Origin of the sequence: Terriglobus sp., assembly GCF_965201105.1 — a bacterium.
Taxonomy (GTDB): domain Bacteria; phylum Acidobacteriota; class Terriglobia; order Terriglobales; family Acidobacteriaceae; genus Terriglobus.
The window spans coordinates 1865130-1891135 of sequence record NZ_OZ241741.1; the positions used below are offsets into that span (position 1 = coordinate 1865130).

16 protein-coding genes, 1 tRNA gene and 1 pseudogene are annotated in these 26006 nt (G+C 58.7%); 8 read left to right on the forward strand and 10 right to left on the reverse strand.

Features of this window, described 5'->3' with window-relative positions:
• The first annotated feature begins 30 nt into the window (after positions 1-30).
• The 4 genes from argG to ACOFKT_RS08210 are packed head-to-tail and all read left to right on the forward strand — an operon-like array spanning position 31 to position 4910.
• Positions 31-1371: an argininosuccinate synthase gene (argG, locus tag ACOFKT_RS08195; RefSeq protein WP_419806911.1), complete on the forward strand. Its 1341-nt coding sequence runs from the start codon at positions 31-33 to the stop codon at positions 1369-1371.
• Positions 1372-1373: 2 nt separating this feature from the next.
• Positions 1374-2822, forward strand: a complete 1449-nt coding sequence (argH, locus tag ACOFKT_RS08200) for an argininosuccinate lyase (protein WP_419806912.1) — start codon at positions 1374-1376, stop codon at positions 2820-2822.
• A 16-nt stretch (positions 2823-2838) separates the two neighbouring features.
• The gene (locus ACOFKT_RS08205) at positions 2839-3363 is read left to right on the forward strand and encodes a GNAT family N-acetyltransferase (protein ID WP_419806913.1); all 525 of its coding nucleotides are present in this window, start codon (positions 2839-2841) and stop codon (positions 3361-3363) included.
• Positions 3364-3398: 35 nt separating this feature from the next.
• Positions 3399-4910, forward strand: coding sequence for a metallophosphoesterase (locus ACOFKT_RS08210; protein WP_419806914.1), 1512 nt, complete (start codon positions 3399-3401; stop codon positions 4908-4910).
• Here ACOFKT_RS08210 and ACOFKT_RS08215 read toward each other — a convergent pair.
• The 3 genes from ACOFKT_RS08215 to ACOFKT_RS08225 all read right to left on the reverse strand — a co-directional run bounded on the left by ACOFKT_RS08215 (position 4895) and on the right by ACOFKT_RS08225 (position 7967).
• Positions 4895-5710, reverse strand: coding sequence for an ABC transporter ATP-binding protein (locus ACOFKT_RS08215; protein ID WP_419807137.1), 816 nt, complete (start codon positions 5708-5710; stop codon positions 4895-4897). The genes ACOFKT_RS08210 and ACOFKT_RS08215 overlap by 16 nt on opposite strands.
• Before the next feature lie 2 nt (positions 5711-5712).
• Complete coding sequence (locus tag ACOFKT_RS08220) at positions 5713-6870, reverse strand: Gfo/Idh/MocA family protein (protein WP_419806915.1); 1158 nt, start codon at positions 6868-6870, stop codon at positions 5713-5715.
• A 62-nt stretch (positions 6871-6932) separates the two neighbouring features.
• Positions 6933-7967, reverse strand: a complete 1035-nt coding sequence (locus ACOFKT_RS08225; RefSeq protein WP_419807138.1) for an FAD:protein FMN transferase — start codon at positions 7965-7967, stop codon at positions 6933-6935.
• 46 nt (positions 7968-8013) lie between these two features.
• Between ACOFKT_RS08225 and ACOFKT_RS08230 the strand changes: the two genes are divergently transcribed.
• From ACOFKT_RS08230 to ACOFKT_RS08240, 3 genes are all read left to right on the forward strand, one after another.
• On the forward strand, positions 8014-9453 hold the full coding sequence (locus ACOFKT_RS08230) for a phytoene desaturase family protein (RefSeq protein ID WP_419806916.1): 1440 nt from the start codon (positions 8014-8016) through the stop codon (positions 9451-9453).
• Between the two features lie 48 nt (positions 9454-9501).
• Positions 9502-10494, forward strand: a complete 993-nt coding sequence (locus tag ACOFKT_RS08235; protein ID WP_419806917.1) for an ATP-grasp domain-containing protein — start codon at positions 9502-9504, stop codon at positions 10492-10494.
• A gap of 12 nt (positions 10495-10506) precedes the next feature.
• A tRNA-Leu gene (locus ACOFKT_RS08240) sits at positions 10507-10595 on the forward strand.
• Positions 10596-11607: 1012 nt separating this feature from the next.
• On the opposite strand, the pseudogene ACOFKT_RS08245 reads toward ACOFKT_RS08240, so the two are convergent.
• From ACOFKT_RS08245 to ACOFKT_RS08275, 7 genes and pseudogenes are all read right to left on the reverse strand, one after another.
• A pseudogene (locus tag ACOFKT_RS08245) lies at positions 11608-11805 on the reverse strand (Eco57I restriction-modification methylase domain-containing protein); the annotation flags it as partial.
• A 104-nt stretch (positions 11806-11909) separates the two neighbouring features.
• Positions 11910-12413, reverse strand: coding sequence for a WG repeat-containing protein (locus ACOFKT_RS08250; RefSeq protein ID WP_419806918.1), 504 nt, complete (start codon positions 12411-12413; stop codon positions 11910-11912).
• Positions 12320-12841, reverse strand: a complete 522-nt coding sequence (locus ACOFKT_RS08255) for a WG repeat-containing protein (protein ID WP_419806919.1) — start codon at positions 12839-12841, stop codon at positions 12320-12322. Before ACOFKT_RS08255 ends, ACOFKT_RS08250 begins: the two co-directional genes overlap by 94 nt.
• Before the next feature lie 29 nt (positions 12842-12870).
• Positions 12871-15861: a TonB-dependent receptor domain-containing protein gene (locus ACOFKT_RS08260; RefSeq protein ID WP_419806920.1), complete on the reverse strand. Its 2991-nt coding sequence runs from the start codon at positions 15859-15861 to the stop codon at positions 12871-12873.
• Positions 15862-17143: 1282 nt separating this feature from the next.
• Positions 17144-17695, reverse strand: a complete 552-nt coding sequence (locus tag ACOFKT_RS08265) for a hypothetical protein (RefSeq protein ID WP_419806921.1) — start codon at positions 17693-17695, stop codon at positions 17144-17146.
• Between the two features lie 86 nt (positions 17696-17781).
• Positions 17782-23241 (reverse strand): Ig-like domain repeat protein, encoded by a 5460-nt coding sequence (locus ACOFKT_RS08270; RefSeq protein ID WP_419806922.1) that lies wholly within the window; start codon positions 23239-23241, stop codon positions 17782-17784.
• A 1419-nt stretch (positions 23242-24660) separates the two neighbouring features.
• Positions 24661-24861: a hypothetical protein gene (locus tag ACOFKT_RS08275; RefSeq protein ID WP_419806923.1), complete on the reverse strand. Its 201-nt coding sequence runs from the start codon at positions 24859-24861 to the stop codon at positions 24661-24663.
• Between the two features lie 585 nt (positions 24862-25446).
• On the opposite strand from ACOFKT_RS08275, the gene ACOFKT_RS08280 reads away from it, so the two are divergent.
• Positions 25447-25695 carry a helix-turn-helix domain-containing protein gene (locus ACOFKT_RS08280; protein WP_419806924.1) on the forward strand — a complete coding sequence of 83 codons (249 nt, stop codon included), beginning with the start codon at positions 25447-25449 and terminating at the stop codon, positions 25693-25695.
• The last annotated feature ends 311 nt before the right edge of the window (positions 25696-26006 follow it).

A 26006-nucleotide genomic window follows, 5' to 3' on the forward strand; every position in this document is an offset into this window, starting at 1 on the left:
TCGTGCGTACCAACGCACGAAAGGTTTTTGATGTCTGTCATTCTTGAGTCCCTCCCCACCGGCCAGCGGGTCGGCATTGCATTCTCGGGCGGGCTAGACACCTCGGCCGCGCTTCACTGGATGAAGCAAAAGGGCGCACTTCCCTACGCATATACCGCGAATCTCGGCCAGCCGGACGAGACTGATTACGAAGCGATACCAAGGAAGGCGCTGGAGTATGGCGCTGAAAGCGCTCGCCTGATTGATTGCCGTGCGCAGCTGGTGCGCGAAGGCATCGCGGCACTGCAGGCTGGCGCGTTTCACATCACCACGGCGGGCGTTACCTACTTCAATACAACGCCCATTGGCCGCGCTGTGACCGGCACCATGCTGGTGACCGCGATGAAGCAGGACGACGTCAACATCTGGGGTGACGGCTCGACGTACAAAGGAAACGACATTGAGCGTTTCTATCGCTACGGCCTGCTCGTCAATCCTGAGTTGAAGGTATACAAGCCATGGCTGGACGCCGCGTTTATTGACGAGCTGGGCGGGCGGGCAGAGATGTCGGCCTTTTTGCAGCAAAGCGGCTTTGACTACAGGATGTCGGCTGAGAAGGCGTATTCGACCGATTCGAACATTCTTGGAGCTACGCACGAAGCGAAAGACCTGGAGCACCTGAGCACATCCATGAAGATCGTGGCGCCGATTATGGGCGTTGCGTTCTGGCGCGATGATGTGGATGTTTCGCGTGAAGAAGTATCCGTGCGTTTTGCCGAAGGCGTGCCCGTCGCGTTGAACGGTATCGAGTACAGCGATCCTGTCGAGCTGATGCTGGAGGCGAACCGTATCGGCGGCCGCCACGGCCTGGGCATGAGCGACCAGATTGAGAACCGCATCATCGAAGCCAAAAGTCGCGGCATTTATGAGGCACCTGGCCTCGCGCTGCTCTTCATCGCGTATGAACGCCTGATCACCGGCATTCATAATGAGGACACGATTGAGCAGTACCGCGAAAATGGCCGCAAGCTTGGCCGGCTGCTATACCAGGGTCGCTGGTTCGATCCACAGGCGATCATGCTGCGAGAGGCGGCACAGCGCTGGATTGCGCGGCCAGTCACGGGAGAGGTGACGCTCGAACTGCGCCGCGGCAACGACTATTCCATCCTGAACACGGACAGCCCTAATCTCACCTTTGCACCCGAGCGGCTTTCCATGGAAAAGACCGAATCCACTTTCTCGCCGCGTGACCGCATTGGTCAGCTCACCATGCGCAACCTGGACATCACCGACACGCGCGCGAAGCTGCAGACCTACGCTGCATCCGGGCTGATCCAATTGACCAGCGGCAGCGACGGCTCAGACATGCCGCAGTTGAAAGGCTCCAAGTAGAGATGGCGAACGAAGCGAGCAAAATGTGGTCTGGCCGTTTTCGCGAGCCATTAAATCCGTCGTTTGAACAGTGGCAGCGATCGTTCCCGTTTGACTGGCGCTTGATTCCGCAGGAAGCGGCAGCAAGCAAGGCACATGCTTTGATGCTGGAGTCTGCAGGCATCCTGACGCATGACGAAAGTCAGCAGATCAAACATGCTCTGGATGCGCTAAAGAATGAGTTGCGTGAACAGCAGCTTGACGTGACTTCATCTCTACCGGAAGACGTGCATCACTTCGTGGAATTGGAGTTGACCAAGCGCATCGGTACTGTGGCACTGAAGCTGCATACGGGGCGCAGCCGCAACGAGCAGATAGCAACGGACCTGCGGTTGTACGTCCGCGACACCATCGACCGGGCGATCGAACATCTGGCCACATGGGCTGATGCCCTGCTTACGCTTGCTGCCAGTGCAGGTGAAGCGGTTATGCCCGGCTATACACACCTGCAGCGCGCGGAGCCGGTGCTCGTCGCGCATTGGCTGCTCGCCTATGTCGAGATGGTGCTGCGCGATTGTTCGCGATTAGAAGATGCGCGCGACCGGCTCAACCAGTGCCCGCTTGGCTCGGGTGCCATCGCCGGTGCAACGCTTGCGCTCGATCGCAACATTGCTGCGGAGGAACTCGGCTTTAACGGACCCACGCTGAACAGCATGGACGCGACGAGTGATCGCGACTTCGCGCTGGAGTTTGCGCAGGTCGCGTCCGTCATCGGCCTGCACCTTTCGCGCTTTGCGGAAGAGATCACCATCCAAGCCACTCAGGAGTTCGGCTTCGTCGATCTTCCAGAGGCGTTTTCGACCGGCTCTTCTGCCATGCCGCAAAAGAAAAATCCTGACTTCACAGAGCTGCTGCGCGGAAAAAGCGGGCGTCTGGCAGGTGCAGTCGTCACATTGAGTACCATCGTGAAGGGCTTGCCCCTGGCCTACAACAAGGACATGCAGGAGACGCAGGAAGCCGTCTTCGGTGTGGCCGATACGCTGGACGGCATGCTGCCACTCCTCGCGCCGTTCACATCGGCACTGCGCTTTCGCTTCGATCGCATGCAGGCCGCGGCAGACAGCGGCTACCTGAATGCGATGGCAGCCGCAACGTACCTGGTGCACAAGGGCGTTCCTTTTCGCACGGCGCACGAGAAGGTTGGGAAGGCGGTTCGGCTCGGGTTGGAAACAGGACGTGAGTTGCAGCAGCTTGCGACCGAAGAGTTGCAGCAGTTTGGTCTGGAGTTCGGCAGCGATTTCGCCGCGAGCGTCACCACGGCTGCAACGCTGGACTGCCATGACGTAATCGGCGGCACGGCCCGTGCTCTCGTCGCGCAAGCACTCGCATCAGCACGCGAACGCGTGGCTTCGCTTCGTTCGAGAGAGCCGAGCGGCACGGAAGAGAGCGAGGCGTACGATGCCAGGAGCTAGCGTCCGTAAGGCCCGCTTGCAGGATGCGGCCAACATCTTCGAACTGGTCAATTCGCTTTCTGGTGACGGCACACTGTTACGCCGTCAGTATGCGGAAATCTGCGAAAACGTACGTGACTTCTACGTCGCGGAGTCCGAGGGTGGAATTTTCCTCGGCTGCGGTGCACTGCATTTGTACGGCCCACATCTTGCCGAGGTGCGCTCGATTGTCGTGAAGCCGGAGGCGAAAGGCCAAGGAGCTGGCGGCAAATTGATTCAGGCACTTCTCGCCGAGGCAGAAGAACACGGCATACAAACCACGTGCCTCTTCACCCGCATACCCGATTTCTTTTTCCAGTACGGCTTTCGCACCACGATGGATCGCACGGCACTGCCCGACAAGATTTATAAGGATTGCCAGAAATGCCCGCGGCTGCACGCGTGTGATGAACTTGCGATGATCCGCGGTCCGGTGCCGCGTGTTGCGGTGCTGGGGCCGACCAAAATCAAGCAGCCGGAACTGGTGCCGCTGCAAATTGCCTTTACCGGAACCGATCATTGATGCGCGCGCAAGTTCCCGGCCGATGGAAAGGCCTTTTGTCACAGACCGTACGCATCGCTGTACGCGTTCTCGTTCGCGTCAGCATGCTTCTGCTCGCATGCAACGGACGGCCGGCCTTGGAAGCCCAATCCACCGCGAAGTCCTTACCTGAGACGACGGTCACGGCGGTGCTGATGAGCGATCCGCATCTTGACCCGTTCCGCGACCCGGCCAAGGCGAAGCGCCTTGCCGCTGCGCCCCCGGAACAATGGGCGGCCATTCTTGCTGAAGCGCCTTCGGCAGACGCAGATACACAGTTCGACGCTCTGCAAAAGACGTGTACCGTGAAGCTCGCGGATGCAGACGCAGCGCTGGAGCTTTCTGCTTTCAACGATGCTCGTGCGGCACAGCCGTCGATCGTCTTGATCGGCGGCGATATGCTGGTTCACGGCTTCAGTTGCCGCTATCGCGCTCTGCTCGATCCCAGTGGCACCGATACAGCCGGTCTTGCCGACTTCGCTGTGAAAACGGTCGAATTTCAACTGTCTCAGCTGCAGCAACGATTTCCAAAGGCGCAGATTCACCTGGCGCTCGGCAACAACGACACCGATTGCGAAGACTACGCGCTCGACGAAAACAGCCGTTTTCTGAACAGACTGGTAGACGCCGTCGCCGCAGGCTGGACCGGCGTTTCACCAGCGGAGCGAACACGTGCGAAGCAGGATTTTAAGCGCTTCGGTTCCTACAACCTGCCACTAGCTGCTGCAGTGCCGAACACGCGCATCCTTGTACTGGATGACCTTTACCTTTCTTCGGATTACCGCGGCACCTGCAACAAAAAGAGCAATGGCGCAAGCGCGACTGCGCTGCTGACCTGGGTCGGTGCGCAGCTTGCCCAGGCAAAGCGCGCGCATCAGGCGGTGTGGCTTCTGGCACACATACCGCCGGAGTTAAACGTGTACCGCACCTACATGCACCCGCACGACATCTGCCACGGTGAAGCACCAGCGACCTTCTTCCCGAGCGACGACTTCAACAACCTGATCATGCAGTACACAGACACGGTGCGCATCTTTGTCGCCGGCCATACCCACATCGACGAGATACACCTGCTCGAAGGTGCCAGCGCACAGAGTGGCTCCGTTCCGCTTAAAGTTATCCCTTCCCTCTCGCCCGTCAGCACCAATGCCCCCGCATACCTGCTTGCGCAGATCGATCCGGGCAGCGCAGAACTCTTGAACTATCAAAAGCGGGTCGCTGCAGCGCAGGCGGGTGCGACGCCGCAGTGGTCGACGGCTTACGATTTTCGTGCGCTTTACCAGGAACCGGCCTTTACCGCTGCATCTGTCAACGACCTGCTGCATCGTTGGCAAACCACTCCGGACACGTCCGCGGTACAGATTGATGCGTACGAAAGATCGGTCGCATCCGGCCTGCGACAGCTTGCCTTTCGCGCATCGTGGCCTCAGCAGTTATGCGCGATGCAGCACAGCTCCGCGGCAGCCTTTGCGGCGTGCGCATGTTTCGCGCGTGGAGGCCTGCTGCCTCCCGCTCAAAGCGCGAAGTAGAGACCGTCACGCTGCTGCACGTGAAGTGGCAGGCCGTATAGCCTGCTGAGCTCCTCCGACGTGAGGAATTGGGCAGGTGCGCCGTCCGCTACGATCCGCCCCGTGTTCATGAGCAGCACGCGTTGAAACGCGGTCGTGATGTCATGCGTGTGATGCGTCACCAGCACCAGGCCGACTCCGTCCGTCGCAAGCCGCTGCAACGTCTCGCGAAGCTCATGTTGCGCGCGTAAATCGAGCGTGTTGGACGGCTCATCCAGCACCAGAACGCGTACACCGCTGCCATCACCGCTGGAGCAAAGAGCGCGCGCGATCATGACACGCTTCTGCTGCCCGGCGGACATCGCACCAAGTTCGCGGTCAGCAAGCGCGGCCACACCAAGCTGCTCCATCGTGGCGTGCGCCTCTTCTCGCATAGCTGTGGTCGGTCGCAAGTTCGGCCAAAGACGCGCGGCTGAAAAGAATCCAGCGACAACAACGTCGAGCGCCGGCACGGTGAGCGCGTCACGCGGTGGCGGTGCGGAAGGCACGATGCCCAGTCGGCGCCGCAATTCTGTCACATCCCACCGCTCGCGTCCGAAGACGCGCACCTGCATGCCGGGCGCGACCAATGGGTATAGCTCGCGCGTGAGTGTCTGCACGAGCGTCGACTTACCGCATCCGTTTGGGCCCAGGATTGCAACACACTGCCCGGTTGGGATGTGCAGCGCCAAATCATGCAGCACAATCTCCTCGCCACGCATGACGGAGACATGCGCGAGATCAATGAAGGAAGCCGGAGTCGTATGCACGGGTCGAGACATGCTCACGCAACCGGCAGCGCCGGTATGACCGTTTTTTCTTCCGTAAAGAGAGCGTCGTGCGCCACTGCACAGGCGATCGCGGCACGGTAGCCGACCTCGGCATTCGCCACTGGCTTCGCCCCACCACGGACGGCGGCGAAAAATGCCGCAGCACAGGCGAGCGTGGGATCGACATAGGTGACCTGCACCTTGTCACCCGGGCCGCGATATGGCATCTCATTGCCGGTGCTGTAGCTGGCGCCCGTTTCAACGCCGTGTTCCACCACGGTAGCGTTTGCCTCTTTTGGCGGTGTCTTCTTTTTCTCGTAGTAGAAGACCGCGTCCTCAATGGTGAACTGCACACTACCCTCGGTGCCGTACACCCAGAACTCATTGCCAAGCTTCGCGTTGTCGGTCAGCGAGCTGAATACCATGCGCTTGCCGCCGTCGTACAGGAACGTGCATTGTGTGTTGTCGCCAACCGTGCGGCCATCCCGATAGCGCACGATGCTGTTCGTGCCGAGCACGTGCGTGGGTTGGCCACCGAAAATCCAGTTCGCTATGTCGATGTGATGAACGCCGAGTTCCGTGACCAGGCCGCCAGAGGTTTCGCGATACAGGCGCCAGTTAATCAGGTGTTCCAGCTTGCCCCCAGGATCGTCCTTCGGCACGGGCCGCCGCCAGTTATTGTTTCTATGCCAATAGGCGTAGACGTGCGTGGGCTCGCCGATCTCGCCCTTGCGAATTCGATCCATGCTGGCGAGGATCCACGGCGCATACCGGTATTGGTGCCCGATCTGCAAAATGCTCCGGCTATGCCGCGCAGCGTTGTAGATGCTTTGGCAGTCACTCACGGTAAAGCCCATCGCCTTCTCGCTATACACAGGCTTTCCGGAAGCGAGTACCGCTTCGAGGTGTTCGCGATGCAGGGAGAGCGGCGTTGCGATCAGGAACGCATCCACATCGGGCCGCGCAATCAGCTCCCGATAATCGATTGTATGAAACACCGGATGACCGGCAACGCTGTCCGCTTGCGCGAAGCGTGGCTCGTAGATGTCAGCAACGCCCACCACCTCAACGCCGGGCACGTGCAACATCTGGCGCAACACCTCTTTGCCACGGCTCCCCGGGCCAATCACGCCCACCTGGATACGGTCGTTCGCACTACGGGGTGCAGGCATCGCGTACGCTCCGTGCGGAAACGCAGCGGCAAGTGCTGAACTTTGTAGAAATGTACGACGATTCATTGCACCTCCACGATGCGCGCACAAAAACCGGACGCAATCGGCTCCTGCCATCGTATCGCGGTGCAGACCCGGTGGTCCTCTGGGCCTGTCACAATCAGCGCCCGGTCCTGCGGCAGCCTAGCGAGTAAGCGTACGCTCTGCGCCGGCGTCAATACAAACAGTGCATTCGAGAGTGCATCGCTCGCCGTGCCCGAGGGATCCTGAATTGTCACCTGCTGCACGCCTTCAACCGGCTGCATCGTTCGCGGGTCCATGATGTGACAGAAGCGGTGACCCTGCAGCACAAAGTTTTTTTCAGTGCAGTTCGCCGAAGAGAGCGTCGCATCGCGCAGCAACACAGACGATACGTCATGACCGGGCTGCCACGGATCATGCGCGTTGACACGCCAACCTGCGCTGCCCTTTGGCGCACCGATCGCACCAATGGTGCTGCTGCCGGCTGAGATCATGGCCGCGCTGACGCCCTCTTCTCGCAACATACGGAGCACAGCATCCACTGCAAATCCCTTGCCGATACCGCCGGGATCAAGCTCGACACCGGGAACACGGAAGCGCACGCCGCGGGTCGCCGGGTCCAGGTCCAGATTGCGCCAGCCTACGCGCGTACGCAATGCGTGTAGCTCATCCGCTAACGGGACCCTGCCCTGTTTGCGAAAGAAACCCCAAGCCTTCATCAACGGCCCGACCGTAATGTCGAACGCTCCATCACTGGCCTTGCTCCAGCGCTGCGCTTCGATAAGGAAGGTGAATGTCTCAGGGTCGGTCGTGAGAGTGTCCGTTGCTGCTTGCGCGTTGATGCGCGACAACTCGCTATTCGCACGATAATTGCTCAACAAAGCTTCCAGGCGGTCCACCTCGTCGAAGGCCGCTTCGGACAGCTCGGCTGCCCGCTGCGCATCGGCCGCATAGAGCAACAACTGCCATTGCGTAGCCATCGCCGTGTGCTCCGTGGTGTAGAGCCGCTCCGGCGTCTCGACCGCGAGTACAGGGGATCGCATTTGACACGGCACGATGACCAGCATCACCAGCATGGTCACGCAACGGACTCCAGAAACCACAAAACGCATCCCACACAGTATGAAGCTCGCGAATGTGGTGGGTAGCGGCCCGAACGGTTTGAGCGCAGCGATCGCGCTGGCACGGGTTGGCGTGCGAGTGACCGTATTCGAAGGCGAAGACGTTCCGGGCGGCAGCTTGCGGACTGAGGAAGCAACGCTGCCGGGATTCCGGCATGACATCGGCGCGGCTGTCTTCCCCATGGGCGTGGCATCGCCGTTCTTCCGTTCGCTGCCGCTTCAGGAACACGGGCTGCAATGGGTCGAACCGGAGATTCCGCTTGCGCACCCGCTGCCCGGGGGAGATGCCGTCGCTTTGTTTCATTCACTCGATGAGACCACAGCGAATCTGCGCGAAGACAGCGGTGCCTACCGCTCGCTCATGGAGCCTGTCGCCGACGCATGGAACGACCTGATCTACGAAGTCTTGGGGCCTGTATTTCATGTTCCGCGGCACCCGCTGGCGCTGGCGGGCTTCGGGCTAAAGGCGCTGCAACCCGCTACGCACCTGGCCCAGTCGACCTTTGCGACGGAACGGGCCCGCGCGCTGTTCGCCGGTCTTGCCGCGCATTCGGTCGTGCCGCTGGATTTTGCCGCGACCAGTGCCGTAGCGTTAGTGCTCGGCGTAACCGCGCATGCGGGCGGCTGGCCCGTGGCGCGCGGTGGCTCAGGTGCGATCGCAAACGCGCTGACCGGAGTTCTAACGTCGCTCGGCGGGTCCGTAAGAACAGGAACGTGGGTGAACTCGCTACGCGATCTTCCACAGGCGGATTGCACTCTGCTGGATGTAACACCGCAGCAATTTCTGAAGATTGCCGGAGACGCCGTCGCGCCGGAACGGCGACGACCCTACGTAAAATTTCGCCGCGGCCCCGGCATTTGCAAAGTGGACTGGGCGCTGAGTGAGCCGATTCCATGGCAGAACGAACTTTGCCGGCGCGCGGGAACAGTGCACGTGGGTGCCTTCATGGAGGAGATCGCAGCATCCGAGCGCGACGCCTTCGAAGGCCGCTGCAATGACCGCCCGTTCATCCTGCTGGCACAGCCCAGCCTCTTCGATTCATCCCGCGCACCAGCCGGCAAACACACTGCCTGGGCGTACTGTCACGTTCCGAATGGCAGTGCCGAGGATAAGACGGCTGCGATCGAGGCGCAGATCGAGCGTTTCGCACCGGGCTTCCGCGAAGTCATCCTGGCGCGGAACACGCGTACCGCGCCGCGGATGGAAGCGTGGAACCCTAACCTGCTTGGCGGCGATCTTTCGGGCGGATCCATGGAGTTGACCCAACTGCTCCGCCGGCCCAAGCTGCCACCCTATTCCACGCCAATCCCGGGCGTTTACCTGTGCAGCTCCTCCACGCCGCCGGCCGGCGGTGTGCACGGCATGTGCGGAGCGCTTGCGGCAGAGGCGGCAGCCCTGCACCTGGGGGTGCGCCTACCCTCACTGACTCCGCAACGCTAAACTGGACACGTGGTTGTCGTCCCACGTGCGCAATCAGGAGTAACGCTCATGCCCAATGACCTGCCGATCGCAATCTATTACGAGCAGCCAAACTGGTTCAAACCACTCTTCGCCGAGCTTGATCGTCGTGGCACCCACTACATTAAACTTGACGCGGTCGAGCATAGTTACACGCCTGACGACCATCCCGAGGAGCTTTACTCGCTTGTCTTCAATCGAATGAGTCCGTCTGCGTGGAATCGCGATCATGGCGACCAGATTTTCTATACAGGTGGCTTTCTGGAGCACCTGGAAATGCGTGGCGTGCGCGTGATCAATGGCGTGAAAGCATTTCGTTCGGAACTATCCAAGGCCTCGCAATTGTCGCTGTTGGATTCGCTCAATCTGCCGTATCCGAAAGCAGCGGTGATCCACCGTTCTTCGCAGGCAGTGAAGGCGACAGACGGACTTCGCTGGCCTGTGGTGGTGAAACCGAACATCGGGGGCTCTGGCGCGGGCGTCATGCGTTTCGACCGTATCGAGGACCTGCGGCGCTCCGCCGACCGCGGTGAGCTCGCCTTTGGTCTGGATTCCACGGCGCTGGTGCAGGAGTTCATTCCCGCGCGGGACCAGCACATTGTTCGGGTCGAGGTGCTGAACGGCAAATACCTGTACGCGATCAAGGTACACATTACCGGCGAAACGTTCGACCTGTGTCCCGCAGATATCTGCCGCACCACTGGCGGCGTTGAGTTGAACCGCGCCGCATGCGCCATCGATGCACCTAAATCGGGTATCCGCGTGGAGGGCTACGAGCCTGCCGCCGAAGTCATTGCTCAGGTCGAGCAGATCATGGCTGCTTCCGGCATCGACATTGGCGGCGTCGAGTACATCGTGGACGACCGCGACGGTTCCCTGCTCTACTACGACACGAACGCGCTCTCAAACTTTGTCGCGGATGGCCCAAACGTGATTGGCTTCGACCCGTTCGCGAAGCTTGTCGACTGGCTGGAAGCCGAGGCGGCAAACGCCCGGCCCAGCACCCTGGCGGCCTCGCATTAACAACCGCAGTACGCCCGGATGGTGAAATCGGCAGACACAGCGGACTTAAAATCCGCAGACCTTAACCGGTCGTGGGGGTTCAAGTCCCCCTCCGGGCACCACCAAAGCTCATAACATGTTTGGCTTATCTCGCCTGCTCCCGGAACGCTGGGCGCGTCACCGTGCGCCCATAGTAGCGCCTTATTTGAGTCAAAAATAATGACCGCACCTCGCATCGGGAAGCCGTCTATCACGAGTCGATCTCCTTGAGGCTTAGATGCTAGAGAGCGAATCGATTCTTCAGGGTTGATCTCGATCAACTCAACATTTGCAACCCATTGAGTTCCTGAGCGAGACCCTGCTGTTCTTCCTGCGTAAAGCATGTTCGCTTGTGAATCACGACTCTTTTGGGAAGCCGCATACGGACGTCAAAGAAGAGTTGCCTAATCGTCTCTCCGGTTCGCCTCGCATGGTCCAAAGACATGTACGGATTCCGACCACGGGTGATCGGGTGTTCGATTCGCCCTAAACGAAACTGCAGCCCTTCTGCTTTCGCGCTGCAGATGTGGCTGCACCCTAGCAAAATCTGGTGATTTTAAAGGCTAAATCATCAATGCTATAGCCGATCCCGACAAATGCACTGAGATCGAACTGAAGACAAGTTTGCGTCCTCGACAACAAACCTGAGACGCTCACGTGATGCTGAAACTTCACCAACGCGATTTGCTATCAGGAGTGAGCTTGTAAATAGCGTAGATCGCTTTTTCGACCTAGTCTGCCAGAACAGCAATTTCTTTCGACAGCTGACCACGCTCGCTTTCACTACTGCTCCCTGAACGTTTTCGCCAGCAACTTCGTGATCAGGTCTGTCTTCTTTCCCGATCGAGCGAACTGACGGGCTGTCATCAGGAAGGTCGGGAATCGATACACTCCGGATGTGCTCGATGATTCTTTAATCTTCTGGGGAGCGGACAATATTCACAGCACCACCAGTCCTGTCCCGCAATGCAATGGGAATGGTATGGCTTAAGCTGATCTGTCCTGCTCCCGTACGTCAACCGTCAGTTCACCGACTGGTTTTCCGCCCCTCCTGCCGAACGCTCAAAAATCAACGCGTGTGTGTCTACTATCGCGTCAAATACTCTCTCTGAGATGAAGTGTTCTCCGCCACGCGTATTCGCTGGCGAGGTGCTTTCTTATCTTGCTGAAGCTAACAGACTGAAGCCATGTGTTTGACGCAATGATTCCCAGTGTGCCGCCCCGCGCATGGAGGGATGAATATCGCTCGAAGAAGGTAAGGTACAAGTCCTGCTGGTAATCCTGATGCTTGTAGGCGCTAGAGTAGAAAGCTGCTCAGGCGGCTCTATCGAGTATCGGTGGATTCCGCCTCTGGCCACGCTTAGATGGCGAGTTCGATTCGGTCTGTTTAAGGAGGACTATGCTGGGGCTTTGTACATCCTTAGATTCGTTCCGGCCGGACAACTCATTTGCTGCTTCCAAACTGGTTGCAATGTGTGATCCAGGTACATGAGTTGATTGTTCGACGTCACCAGCAGGTACCCGGCATCGAACGAACCCATATCGTCATATTTCGGCTCCAGCACCGTCTTACCACTCAGATCGATAAGTCCCCATTTGGCATCTTTCTTCACCGGGCACAGGCCTTCGCTAAACTCTCCCGTCTTCTCCCATATAGCAGGTAGCGCAATAGAGCCGTCATGGCGAATGAAGCCCCACTTGCCATCCATCAGCACCGCGCATACGCCCGCGTTGAAGCTGGTGACCGTGTCGTAGCGGAACGGCAAGATAGTAGTTCCAGCCTTGTCGATGAAGCCCCACTTATCGTTCAGCTGCACGGGAGCAATCTCATCGCTGTAACCGTGTACGGTCTGATAAATGGCGGGATCACCAACCTGCCTGTCGGGTCGATAAAGCCCCATTTTCCATCCACACGAACACGCGCCCGTCCGTCTTGGAAGCTCCTTGTAAGTTCAAAACGCTGCGGGAAAGCTTCCGAACCGTCCGGACGTATGAAGTGCCACTCATTGCCCACACGAACGGGGCTGCAGTTGTAGCGGAAGTTCCTTGCTTCGTCGTACTGCGGAGCCAACGTCTCCCGACCGTTGCGGCCGATGTATCCCCACTTACCATTCCGGCGCACCGCAGCCCAGTCTGTCGCAAAGGGCAAGGCAGCCTCGTAGCGGGCCGGAACCGCGAGAGTTCCTTTGCTATCTACATAACCGAAGCTGCCGCAGACGTTCACGGGTAGCAGGATGCGTACCGGCGCCTCGGCTGGCAGGGGAAGGCGCGGGCTCGCTGCGGCAGCAGAAGCGAGCTTGAGAAACAGACGACGGTCAAGTGATGGCATGGCAGTTGTTCCTCAGATTCAGGTTTGATTTAGAAGGTGATACGAAGACCAAATTCAAAGACACGTTGTGTAGCTGTGCCCGTCGCACCTGGGTTCAGCTGGCTGGTGATCTGCCCGAAGTTGGTCGCCGACACATTCGTGGCAGGCAGGCCGTACTGCGCACGGTTCAGCAGATTGAACCCTTCGCCGCGCAGGCTCACCGCGTATCGATCCAGATGAAGCAGGTCCTTCTGCACGGCGCCATCGATCTGCCAAGTGCCCGGCCCGCGGAGAAGATTGCGCGGCGCATTTCCGAATGTGCCCGAAGGCGGCAGTACGAATGCGGCCGCGTTGATCCAATGCTGCGGTGTACGGCCAGCAGCAGGCACAAACGAAACGCCGGGCACCAGGTTTGGCCGTTGTGGCGAAAGCGAGTTTCCATCGGGAATGGTGGAAGCGCTGCGAGAGATCGTCACATTCAGCGGCAGACCGGTGCGTGCGATGGCGATGCCGCTCACCTGCCAGCCGGAGCCAAGTGCCCCGCTCATACCACGCAGGGTTGAAGCGTGTCCGTGGCGTGCGCCGAACTGGTAGACGACGCTGGCCGTGAACGACGACCGCACGTCCTGGTCGCTGCTGGCCCGTTCACAAATGCGGCAAGCCACGTTCTGCGGGTAGTCCTGCTCACCGCCGCCTGTCGACCCATCGTTGATGGAATGCGACCAGAGGTAGTTAGCTCCAAAGAGCAGGCCATTGGAGAACTGCCGATTCAGGGTCGCGGAAAGCCCGTTGAAGTTGGCATTGTTGCCGCTTAGCTTATAGTCCACCTGACCGAAGGCGGGTAGCGGCCGTGTCTTCGTCGCCGGGTCCAGCACATTGATGTACGACCGTGACGGCAGGTGCGCACTGTGATTGCCGAGGTACCCGATCTCCGACAGGATTTGAAACGGCAGGCGCTGCTGAACGGAGACGCCGTACTCTCCGACCTGCTGATCCACGCGTCCTCGATACAAGCCACGCGGTGCATTCGCGGTCGTCGCACCAAGAGCAAGGAAAGGCGTTAGCGGATAGCTCAAGGCCGGGATTTGTGCGCTCGTCAGCAGCAGCCGGGACGTGAGATTGTTCAACGGCCCGGTCAGATCGCCAAGCTGGCCCTCGCCGAAGTACAGACCGTAACCCCCACGAAAAACCGTGTCGCCACCAAACATTCCCGGGGCCCAGGTGATAGCGAAGCGGGGCCCAAGATCCGCATGGCTGGCATGGTAAAACGGCCCTCCGGGGGCGCAGAACCCGCCTGGACAGGTAAGCGGATCGAAGTCCTTTGACCTGCCCAGAACCTCTGAAAAGGCGCCGAAAGAGTCATACCGCAGGCCCAGGCTCAAGGTAAGGTTCGGGCGCAATTTGTATTGATCCTGAAAAAATAGGTCGAACTCCGTTTTGCGCGCGCCCCCCGTAGGCACTGCCGCAAGCACCGCCGCATTGTCCAGCCCGTTCGCAGTAAAGCGCGCCAGACTGGTGTAGGTCAGTTGAGTTTCAGCGCTGTTGCCCAGATTGATCTGCACACGCCGGAGGCCGCCACCGGTAGTGATGCTGTGTTTCCCGAAAACTGCGTCCACCGTATCGATGAACGAGTAAGCCGTGGCGTTCTGCACCTGGACAAGATTGTCACGCAGCGTGGTGAACCCGGGTACCGCCACCTGGACCGGCAGCACACTCTCATTTGCGATGGTGTAGGGGGTGCGATTGACGCCGACCTTCGCCTCGTTCAGTAACGAGCCGCTGAAAATGTGTTCGAGCGATACGATGCCGTTCTTCGGGTTGTTCTGAATCTGCTGCCTGTCCTGAAGAAAGCCCGTGGAATCGCCAAGCGGCACCTGCAGGCGCCCCTGATCCAGGTTGAATCGTAAGTATCCTGAAGTCCGTGAATTGAATATCTGGTCGATACGCACCAGTCCGAAGTCCTCATTTTGCGTCTGTCGTCCTGATGCTGTGTAGCTGTATACGTTTGGGTTCGCCGTGGCGGTTTGTCCCATGGGGTAGGCCGCAAGAATGGTGGCAAGCGCCGGGGACTTCTGCCCTGTCTGCTGCGCAAAGGCTGGGCTTGGAACAAAGCCCACCAGCGGCTGTGTCAAACCCTGCCGCAGACCCTCGTAGTTCGCGAAGAAGAAGGTATGGTCCCGCACGATCCTTCCCGCCAGGCTTCCACCGAATTGATTCAGCCGCAGCGGTAATTGTCGCGTGGAGAAGAGCGCGCGTGCATTCAGCACATCATTTCGCAAGAACTCATATGCGCTGCCATGAAGAGAGTTTGTGCCGCTGCGCGAGACGACATCCCCCTGTCCCCCGGGCGTGCCGCCGTACTCCGCTGAGTACAGTGCACTGTTCACGCGGAACTCGCGAATGGACTCCGACGCCAGCTGGATACGTAGATCGGACTTTTCACTTTGCCGCAGGATCCCGCTCGCATCCACGCCGTCGAAAAGTATCTTGTTATCGTCCAGTCCGTGGCCCGCGAAGCGGATGCTTGTCTGATTGCCGCTGCCGGTGTTAATCGCGCCCGGCACCAGAATCATGAGCCCTGCCCAGTTGCGGCCATTGATAGGCAGGTTTTCTATCTGCTGCCGCGCGATTAAGCCGCCGGTAGCTGCACTGTCCTGGTCCAGCGTCACGGTAGATGCCGCTACCGCGACCGCTTGTTCCACCGCGCCCACGCTCAATTGCAGGTTCACGGTTCGAAAATCGCCAACCTGCAGATCGACATCATTGACGTGCTTCGTCTCAAAGCCTGCCGCAGAGACGCTGACGTTACAGCGGCCCAGAGGCAAGGCCGAGAGCACATACTCACCTGCGGACGTGGACTGAACCGTCCGCTCAAAGCCTGTCTGCGGATATGACACCGTGACGGTGGCGTTGCCCACAGCAGCGCCAGTCGCGTCAGAAACCGTGCCTTTCAGGTTGGCACGATCAATCTGGGCGCTTAGCAAAGGAGGTAAACAGAGAGCTATCGCAGGAATCAGGCGGAGACAACGGTTCTTCTTCATGGTTAAGGAACAGCTGCCTCTACGCAGGATTTTTAAGTTCTCTCTAACGTAAGTGCGCTGTGTGAATAGACTTTGAAGAGGTTTACAAAATGACCGGATGTTCACAATGCTTGCCCAGAAAGAAGAGCGGCCATTTCGTGCTCTTCGCTTCATGACTGCGGAGCCAGCCTAGGTCGCGAGTCGCATCATCTGAACGCAGTCATGAGCCATCCCAGCTGGTCAGATTGCATTGGGGCAGTTTAGGCGTTCCGGAACTTTGACCTTTCCTAACGTGCTCAATCTTACGTTTTCTGAAGCGACCCCTTGCAGCATCATCATCGACCCAACAGAAGACCTGCTCGTGCTCTCGAGGATTGCGCCAGCGAAGTAAAGGCACTCTCTCCTGAAGATGCCCCGTCAACGTGACGACTTGAGATGCTAAGACTTGCATTGATGCGTCAGGTTGGCGTCAGCTCTCGCCAACAGTCGCACTCTCCGCATCAAGCTTCCGATGAAACCAGAAACTGTGCTCGTCGGCTTTCAATCTAACGGGCATGGTACGAGTGGTTCCGTCCTTGAACGTGAACGCTACTTCTAGAGCTGCAGGTTTTGTACCGTTCTCGCCTGCCCTTCGTAAGCCATTTTCGAGCCAACGTTCTCGGTGAAGCTGCAGGACCTCCAAAGCCTCGAAGTTGCGTTTAAGATCCTCGGCATCAAGGTAGGAATTCAAATGCTCACTTCCGCGCGGCTACGACGGTGAGAGGTAGAGCGAAAGGACGACGCGTTTGCCCAGGAGTTCCATAGCAAGATTGGACGCAGAAAGGTTGTTGCTGAAATCTCCGCATCGGTACGACACACGACCGACAACCATCGAAGACTTTCGAAGAACCTCTCTCATGTGTGCAGTGTAGACGCGAGGGAAAAGAGAGACTACATATCCCACCCATACGCGAGAGCAGATAGGGGCTCCCCTCCAATGTCGATCTGCTTGGTCGTAAGGTGTCGGCCTCCCGAGCGCTTGTAGAAGCAGAAGCACTATTGCTCGCAAGACCCACGTCATCATGTTCTTGAAACCCTGAGCGCGCAAAGTGGACCGGCGCGGTATGGTCGGTCTCGAGGAGTTGCGCGCAATCTTCGGCGAGGAGTTCCGCAGGTCTGGTACTCATCGGCACGCCCGACGTTGAGCAGCGCTTCGCGCTATTCGCGCAGCGGCTTCGTGCACGACTTCCGGCCGCTTGGCGGAACATAGATCGAGGAATACTAATCAATCAATGGCTCCCATGAAATCGTGGGATCCTGTCGCCTATCTGCGGCTTAGTGGAACCAGGTGAATTGGGTTTACGCGAAAGCTAATCCCAAAGCTGATTCCATAGGGCCGAAGTGGACCATAGGGAAATTCAGGCCAGCGTTGATATTCAAAGTCAACGACGCGCACCTTGACGTAGTTGTGAATCGAGTAATCGATGCCTCCGCCAGGCGCGTAAGCGAAGAACCCTCCTTTTGCGTAGTGGAACGGGAGCGAGATCCGGCCGGCACCCACGAGCAGCTTGACGTAGGGCTCAAAAGCCGTCGCGTGCGGACTCACGATGATGCGCGGCCCAGCAAGGTAGGAAGACTGAGTGACCTCTTCGGACTGGTTCAGCCGAAGCCAACGAGCCTCGGCCTCGACACCATAACGCCAGTGCGGATGAATGTCGGTATAGATGGAGGCGCCGCCGAGATACTGTCTCCCATAGTCCTCCTGGTAAACGGAGAACGCTCCACCGAGGGTGACGTTGGATCCGGGGCCTGTTGCCGTGGGTAGCGCTTGCGAAAGCAGATTACGCCCGCCTAAGAGAAAGGAAATGCCGAACACCACGCGAAGAAGCCTGTAGAGCAGGCGCCTCCGAGTACCTGCTCTGGTGCTACGAAGTCGGCGTGTTCGGAAAACTACGCTTACCCTCATTTGCCCACCGCAAGCTTTACGGTGACGGCCTGCTGTGCACCCGTCCCCTGGCCTATGGCGGTGACCTGGAAAGTGTAATTACCAGCAGGCGTGCTGTTGATCTGCAGACCACCGCAACCCACGGCTACAAAGCTGACGCTCGCCGCGATTAGCACAAGCAGCAGCTTCAGTCCAAATTTGCGGCGCACACCGCAAAGCAGCAAAGCACCTAATGGGAGACAGCAGAGCACCGCGGTTGACGTGGCAAAAGGCTTGGGCTTGGTGTTCGCAGCGGTCGCCCCAGCGCCCAGTGGATCTGCCGTATCGATCACCAGGTCCATGCTGCCGCTGCCATCGGCTGCAAGTTTGATGCCCGACTTGGTGAACGTGCAGGTTGCCGCGTAGGGAAGACCGACGCAGCCAAAGCGCATGTCGTCAGTGAAGCCTTTGATTGACGCTACGGTGACGGTCACGGTCTGCCGCTGTCCGGTTTGGAGCTTCATGTCGGTTTTGCTGACGCTCAGCACGAAGTTTGTCGCTGGCCCTGGTGATGCGGTGGAAGGATCCGAGGTAGACGTGGCGTAGCTTGCGTCACCGCTGTAAACGGCCGTGAGCGTTGCCGGCGTGTTGACCTGCAACTCCAACGTCACGTTTACAACACCATTTGCGTCCACACGTGCGGTGGTGACCAGTGAACTGCCGCGGTAGAAAGAGACGGTGCCTGTTGGCCCAGCGACCTTTGATAGGGTTGGCGACTGCACGATCGCCACATAGGTGATCTGCTGAGGATCGGCGCTGTTAGAGGCAAACGAGCTTAGCTTCGTGGTGGTCGATCGAATGCTCACGACTTCCGCGAGTGGCGCAGCATCGGCGCCGTAGTCGCTGTCATCGCCTCCGTACGTCGCGGTAATCGTGTGCGTTCCAACCGGGAGGGCGGAAACGGTGAGAGCCGCCACACCGTTGGCATCGAGTAGTGCAGTGCCCAAAGACTTGGCGCCTTCTGCAAAGGAAACACTTCCCGTAGCTGGAAAAGTGTGATCATACCCCAACGTGGCTCGTAGCGTAATGCCGTCCAACGATAGTGCCGGGTTGTTGTCGGCCGAGAGCGCAAGTGCCGTACGCTGCTTCACCAGGAACACCGCCGGCGATGAGGTAGATGCGCTTGCGCGGCCGTCGCCTGCATATTGTGCGGTAACGGAGTGCGGCCCAGGTGCGAGGCTTGCCGTGTGGATCGAGGCATTGCCGGTGCTGTCCAGCGTCGCTGTGCCGATCACTGTGCCGGCCTCTGTGAACCGGAGCGTGCCTGTAGCCGTGCCGCCCGTGCTGGTGACCGTCGCGGAGAGGGTCAGGTTAGCGCCAAAGGTGGCCGGGTTCCTATCGACACGCACTACAGTCTGGGTGACTGAGTTCTGAACGACAAGGTTGGTCGCTGCTTCGGCTGTGGAGTAATTCGTATCGCCGGAGTAAGCAACCGCAATCGCGTGCGAGCCCACGCTTAGTGTCGATACGTGAATCGATGCGGTCCCGCTTGCATCCAGCACCGCCCGACCAAGAACAACGCCCGCATCCTGAAAGCTGATGGTTCCGGTAGGCACCAAACCGTTGATGGAGCCTACACCCGCGGTGAGAACCACATCCTGGCCAGTGTAGGCAGGGTTAGGTGCCGCCGTAGCAGCAAGGACAGCTTTATAGATGATCGATTGACGGACAGGGTCCGATGTGGCCGAAGCATGGTTCGCATCGCCGACGTAGACGGCCGAGACTGCGTGCATTCCGAATGGCAATTCGCTTGTCGTGAGGGTCGCAGATCCGTTGTTCAGCGGAACGGAACCGAGCACCTTCGTGCCATCCAGGAACTGCACACTCCCGGTCAAGTTGCCCGTGACGCTGGTCACGGCCGCCGTAAAGCTGATTGATGCGCCAAGAATGGCCGGGTTCGCACTTGAGACAAGCGTTGTGGTGCTGGGCGCGAACTGCACCGTGACATTTACTGCCGCTGAAGTTACCGGAGCGGTGTTGATGTCGCCGCTGTAAGCGATGCTGATGCTGTGCTGGCCGACGGTGAGGGAGCTGCTGCCCAGGGTAAAGGTGCCGGTGCTGCTGACCTGCTGCGTCGCAATCACCGTAGCGCCGTCATACAGCGTAAGCATGCCTGTCGGCGCGACACCGGGCGTTGAGAGCGCCGCGGTGAAGGTGGTCAAGGTCGTCACATTTACGGGATTCGTGGGACCGTTCAAGGTAAGCTGCGGGTTTGCCTTGTCAATCTGCTGCGAGAAGGGCGCGGAGGTGGACGGGTTGTAATTCGCGTCGCCCTGGTAAGCAACCGTAAGACTGTGCGTGCCCGCGGGCAGGCTGGTGGTGATATAGCTTGCGTGTCCCTGAGCATCAAGCAACGCAGTTCCCACGACGGTCGGTCCGTCCTGAAAAGAGACCGTGCCGGTAGGAACGCCGGTGCTGCTAATTACGGTCGCAGAGAGGCTTACCTCAGTACCGGCCAAGGCGACCGGAGTATGTGAAGCGCCGACCGCGTTGGTATCCGTGTGCTGAACGGTTTCAGAGATCGTGTCGCGACTCTGCGCGTAGCTAGGGTTGCCGTTGTAGGTGGCCACCAGCACATGTGTTCCTACCGTCAGCGCGTTCAGGTCCAGGGAGGCTGAGGCATTGTTGTCCAGCGGAACCGTTGCTAATGCCGAGGTACCGTCCGTGAAGATCACGCTACCGGTAACAGGACCGTTCGGACTAAGGCCCGCACCGACCGCGACCTGGACGGTAAGGTGCAGCATCCCACCTGCCTTCAACGGGTTTGCCGAGGGCGTTAGTGTGGTGGAAGTCCCAATCAAATTAATAGTTTCGGTAAGCGTTGCACTGGTGCTGGTGTTGTTGTCTGTGTCACCGCCATAAGTGGCGTGAATCGAATGCACGCCGCTTGAGAGCGACGCCGTGCTGAAAATGGCCTGGTTCGAACTGTTGAGAGCGACGCCGCTTGCGAGTACAGTCGGGCCGTCCATGAAGGTCACCGCTCCCGAAAGAGTTGTGGTGATCGTGGGCGAGACGGTGGCCGTCAGGGTAACAGTTGCGCCTGACAGGACGGTGTCGCTGTTGCTGCTGAGCAAGGTGGAGGTGGAAGCTTTCTGGATCACCTCTGTGGTGCCCGCCTGGTACGGCATGTACGTGCCGTCGCCGATATAGCTAGCCGAGAGCGGATGAGATCCCACCGTAAGATTGCTAATCGCAATGGTCGCGACACCGCCGGTGATACTGGCGCTGCCTAGAACATTCGATCCTTCATTGAACAACACCGTTCCCGTCGGTGTGGCGCCTCCGGCGGGTGCAACGGCACGGAAAGTAAGCGTGACCTGCTGCGTCACGGTCTGGGGACTGGGCGCTGCGGAAAGACCAGAAGCGGGATCAAGCGAAAGCTTGATCAACTCGTCGAGCGGAGCGGATTGGGACCCGGCATCCTGCGCGTCACCCGAGTACTCCGCAATCACCGTGTGGTGGCCGATGCTCGTAAAAGTAACGTCGCATCCAGCAGTTACGCCCGTGAGCGGTACCGCCGAACAGACGACTGCGTTGTCAACCGTGAAGGTAACGGTGCCAGTGAACGTGCCTGCGTTGTTGTTGCTCACGGTGGCGACAAGATGAAGAGGCGCATTTACGACGGCGGGATTGCTGCCGGGAATGAGCGTGACCGACGTGGGATTTACATCCAGCACCTGCGCTTGCACGTCGATGACGGGCGAGCTATGTACCGGAGTCGTGCTCGCGATGTTGAACTGTAGACTGCCTGTCCCGTTGTACGGAAAAGGCCCAGGCACGTTCGGTGTGTAGTCGACCGCGACGGACAAGCTGTCCAGCGGGGCCAGCGAGGTAGTCGCGCTGACCGGAAAGGCGCAGGCTGGTGGTGTGCCGTCCAGCTTCGTCTGATCACAGATGGGTGCCGTGATGCTGAGCTGGTCGTTGCCGAGGTTGCGCAACGTAATCGTCTGCGGAGGAGAAACTTTCAGGTTGCGGATGGTGGCATAGCGCGCCAACACGTTGTTGCCGCTGAACCGGCGCACGCGGTTGTGAAACGGATCGCTGAGGTACAGTTCACCGAGCGGCGAAAACTGTACGCCCCAAGGTCCGTTGAAGCTGGCGCTCGTCTGCGGCCCGCACAAATTCGGTGGAGCCGTCGTATCGGTGGCGCAATCTCCGGTAAAGGCTTCGTTGCCCGTTCCTGCCGCAGTGGAGATTGTCTTGGATACAGGGTCAACGACCCGAAGGCGATTGTTGCCCTGGTCCGCGATATAGATGTCGCCCGCTGGGTCGACAGCAATGCCGACCGGCTGATTCAATTGGGCCGCCATTGCAAGGCCGCCGTCGCCGCTGTAACCACGGGCTCCCGATCCCGCCAGCACGGACAGCGAACCGCTCCGGAACGCTAAAACCTGGTTGCTGCCAGTGTTTGCGATGAGCAGCGTTCCGTCAGCTTGCGTTGCCATCTGGCTTGGGAGATTGAGTGGCCCTGTCGTCAGTGTGGAGATGGTCGGAACGACAGAAGAAAGCGAAACAGTGCGGATGCGATTGTTGTGAGTATCGGCGATCAGCAGGTTGCCCTGCAGGTCAAACGCGACGCCTTCCGGATGGTCCAGCGTGGCCGCAGTAGCCGGACCACCATCGCCGGTGTAACCCGCGGTTCGCGGCAGCCCCGCAACAGTCGTGATGACGCCGGCGTTATCGATCTTGCGAATGACGTCATTGTTTGTGTCTGCAAAATACAGATTGCCAGCACCGTCGATTGCAAGCCCGGTCGGGGACGCGATGCTGGCCTGGGTCGCGGGGCCGCCGTCGCCCGAGAAGCCAGGAGTGCCATTGCCGGCAACGGTGGAAATGAGAGAGTTGTTGTCGAGAACGCCTGTCGAGTTTGCCGCCACTTTGCGAATGCGGTAGTTCAGGTAATCGGCGATGTATAGGTTTCCCGACGCGTCGATCGCGACGCCTTTGGGCAGCTGGATGGGTGCGGCAATCGCTGGAATCCCGTCACTAACGGAGGGGCTCTCGTAGAGAAAGTCCTCATGCCCGGCAACTGTGGATGTGAGCCCCGGGTACAGCGCGGGCAGAGCGCCCGTGGCGAGCCCATTCATCTGTGCTGTGCCGATTACCTGTGTGCTCGTGATATCACGCAGGACGACCGCACCCCAGCGAAGGCCGGGGAAACGGGGCGCAAACAATACATCCACCTTGCATTGCTCACCCTGCGCGTATGTCCTTTGCGTACAGTAACCCGCGCTGTTGTTGGCAGAAAACGTGAAGTCCAGGTTGGCGACACCGCCTGTGACCACCGCGGGAGTAGCAGCAGTGCCGGACTGCGCCATCGTGACAGTCACGGTATAGATGACCCGCGTGCTTCCGACGGCTGTAGCGACTGGCAACGTCTGGCCTAAGCCGAATGGCGCGAACGTCGCCAAGGAGGTCCACAGCAGGACCCGTTTCATCAATCTTCTTGGAGGACGGCAGAAAGCACACTTAATCCAGCTAACTGCGAGACTCACGGCAACTTCAAGGCAAGGCATAGCAGTGGATCTCCTTTGATCCATCAGAGAACCGCGCCTGAGATCGAGAGAAACTCCCTGGCAAGCGCGAAAAACCCCCCGACACAGGGGCAAGCTGAAGCAATCATCGAGCGACGGGAGAGAGCTGGTAATCCCCACTTTGGGTCACGTCAAAATGCGCCATACACTTCGGCTCTTAACTACTAGTCGGGATGATTCGGGTACTTCAGCGCAAAATGTCCTATCGGTTTCAAGGGCTGGCGTGCTCAAAAAGCCAAGCCAGGGTGTATTGGCATATTGTTTGAGGTGGGCAGCAAAGGCGTGACGCAGGCCATGCAAGCGTCGGGGTCACCTTTCAGGTATTCGAAACTGATATCACCTTCGGCCCACCCATTCGGCCCCGACGGGTGAAAGAACAAGCACTGCTTCGCTTTGTGCGCGACAATCGCCGCCCAGCCCGCAACCTCGACAGCATGCACTGCTCCGGAACGAGAACCTTCTCCTGAAACAATCATCGTCGTGCAGTCAGCAGAGTTCGACGGCTGAAGCTCTCGTGAATGCGGTGGTCTCCCGTCCGGTGCCTCCCCTGTTCTGATATCCGACATGGAATGCCTAGTCCATGTATGAGCTATGCCGCCCGCTTGTAGCTGGATCTGTATACCGCCTGCGGCTGCACTTGCCCTATTTGCCACGCTACTTTCTGTGGAAAACCCTGGCTTCGTCGCGACTGAAGCGGCGGCCATCACCCTACTCAGAGTGAGCGCGAGGGCCCAACTTCATGATCGTTCGATTTGTTGGCCCCTCGGTAGGCAGTGACTGTATAGATCCATGCAGCCTCTTCGAAATTTGACCCTCGACGGTTGGAGGCGGATCAAATCTGCTGCAAGTCAATCTGTGCAGGGGAAAGCTACAAGATGATTCATCGGCATCTCCTCATCATGGCGAGAAGTGTTTAGCCCGCCTTGACCATGACCAGTGGTCGTCGCGGGCGCTTACATCATCTACGTCGCAAGCAGGTCGCCACAACTAATCTAGGTCTGTTCCGGGATCGTGCAGGACCTGATCTAAGAATCTGCGCAGCACGGCAGAATCGGCTGCTGAATTGGTGCGAAGCTCTTGCGCCCGCTGCCGCTGCTCTTCGATCTGCTTCTACAATTGAGGTTTGTACTTCGAGAGCAGATGCGGGAACTTCGCCCACACACACTGGATATGCTGCAGAATGTTCGTTGCGACCAAGCAATTGTCTCGCCTACGCTGTTCGGTGAAAATCCCTATGAGCCTTGGTACAGGATCTGTAGCATGAAGAGATATAGCTCTGTCCGTCAGCTGTGGAACGAACCACACACCTGAGCCACTCATACCTTAAAAGGGCGGATAGCGAACCGGACCGTTTGGTCCAATCACCTTCTTCGGGTAGTTCATGATGATCTTCTCTTCTGGCCCGGTGCTTAGTCCCTTGTAGAAGGACCGATCCTTTCCACGCACCTGGTAGACCGTTCCTTCACCATTCTTCGTAAGCGAGTTTGCTGGGCGCCCGAAGATCGCTAGTTTGTCTTGCAGCATTTGAGATTGGACGAACACGGCTCCTGCTTGGACCGCCGCAGCATGGAACGGCTTGAGGTCTGGATTTCTACTCTAAATATTGCTGCGTCCAAAGCTGTACTTCCGTCCGCTAAACCCCCAACTTGGATGAGTGTTCCTTCCAGAGAATGTAGGTATCGTGGCCAATGAAGTCCCTGAGCACGTGTAGGGCAGTGAAGATGAAAATGTCCTTCCCTAAGCTCATGAGCACACCGCATCCGACGTGGGCAACCGCTCCTCTTTCAAATCTGCACATCGGCACCTTAGCTCGGCCAGCGATCATGGTGAGGAGTTCCAAGCGCGGCTGCAACCTATGTACATAACCTAGGCGCTTCTGACTCTGCTCTTTACGCAAACGTCTGAGTGGTTTCATGTTCGCCCTCATTCCCCAATATCGTGATTGAAGAACATCGTTGACCAACTCGGGCGTGCGGAGACTACAGTCATGTCCAAGCTCGTACTCTACACCGCCGCAGTTCCAAGGCACCATCATGTAATTCGCCTCATTTCTCAAGGAGGTGTAGCCCAATAATGGGCGTTGGCTACTTGCAAACGGTACGAGCGTTCATGAAGATCACTCCCGGCACCGAGCCTTGCCCTGCCTGCGTCAAACGCCCCACCTTCGAACCACTCCTCCTCAGTAGGAAAGATGCTGCGGCTGCTCTCGCCATCAGCCTGCGTACCCTCGATTACCTCATTGCCGACGGTCACATTCAAACCAGGAAGTTGTGTGGCCGTATTCTTATCCCGACCATGGAACTGCGCCGCTTTGCACAGCAGGACCACAGCATGCTGAGGACGCGGAGTGCAGCCTGAACAGACCTCTTGCTATCGAGAGCCCCGCCAGATGATGAGGCTTAGCACTGTCAGCGCAGGGCCAGGCGCTTCATCCTACTTCAAATTCTGTGTCAGTTTTTACCTCGCTTATGTACCACGCTAGCTCTGAACAGAATGCAAGAACTCAAATAAGGAGCGATTCTTACGCTCTCACGCAGGTCTGGGCAGCCACTCGGCCCGCACTTAAAATCCGCAGACCTTACAGGTCGTGGGGTTCAAGTCCCCCTCCGGGCACGACCGCACTTCAGTTCAGCGATGACTCGCAGGGTCAAACGAAGATTCATTCCATT

What these genes read in the sequence shown, in the direction of transcription:
- argG (WP_419806911.1), top strand. Translation starts at nt 31, where the DNA reads ATGTCTGTCATTCTTGAGTCCCTCCCCACCGGCCAGCGGGTCGGCATT.
- argH (WP_419806912.1), top strand. Translation starts at nt 1,374, where the DNA reads ATGGCGAACGAAGCGAGCAAAATGTGGTCTGGCCGTTTTCGCGAGCCA.
- ACOFKT_RS08215 (WP_419807137.1), bottom strand. Translation starts at nt 5,710, where the DNA reads ATGTCTCGACCCGTGCATACGACTCCGGCTTCCTTCATTGATCTCGCG.
- ACOFKT_RS08220 (WP_419806915.1), bottom strand. Translation starts at nt 6,870, where the DNA reads ATGCCTGCACCCCGTAGTGCGAACGACCGTATCCAGGTGGGCGTGATT.
- ACOFKT_RS08225 (WP_419807138.1), bottom strand. Translation starts at nt 7,967, where the DNA reads ATGCTGGTGATGCTGGTCATCGTGCCGTGTCAAATGCGATCCCCTGTA.
- ACOFKT_RS08230 (WP_419806916.1), top strand. Translation starts at nt 8,014, where the DNA reads ATGAAGCTCGCGAATGTGGTGGGTAGCGGCCCGAACGGTTTGAGCGCA.
- ACOFKT_RS08235 (WP_419806917.1), top strand. Translation starts at nt 9,502, where the DNA reads ATGCCCAATGACCTGCCGATCGCAATCTATTACGAGCAGCCAAACTGG.
- ACOFKT_RS08250 (WP_419806918.1), bottom strand. Translation starts at nt 12,413, where the DNA reads ATGGGGCTTTATCGACCCGACAGGCAGGTTGGTGATCCCGCCATTTAT.
- ACOFKT_RS08255 (WP_419806919.1), bottom strand. Translation starts at nt 12,841, where the DNA reads ATGCCATCACTTGACCGTCGTCTGTTTCTCAAGCTCGCTTCTGCTGCC.
- ACOFKT_RS08260 (WP_419806920.1), bottom strand. Translation starts at nt 15,861, where the DNA reads ATGAAGAAGAACCGTTGTCTCCGCCTGATTCCTGCGATAGCTCTCTGT.
- ACOFKT_RS08270 (WP_419806922.1), bottom strand. Translation starts at nt 23,241, where the DNA reads ATGAAACGGGTCCTGCTGTGGACCTCCTTGGCGACGTTCGCGCCATTC.
- ACOFKT_RS08275 (WP_419806923.1), bottom strand. Translation starts at nt 24,861, where the DNA reads ATGCTGCAAGACAAACTAGCGATCTTCGGGCGCCCAGCAAACTCGCTT.
- ACOFKT_RS08280 (WP_419806924.1), top strand. Translation starts at nt 25,447, where the DNA reads ATGAAGATCACTCCCGGCACCGAGCCTTGCCCTGCCTGCGTCAAACGC.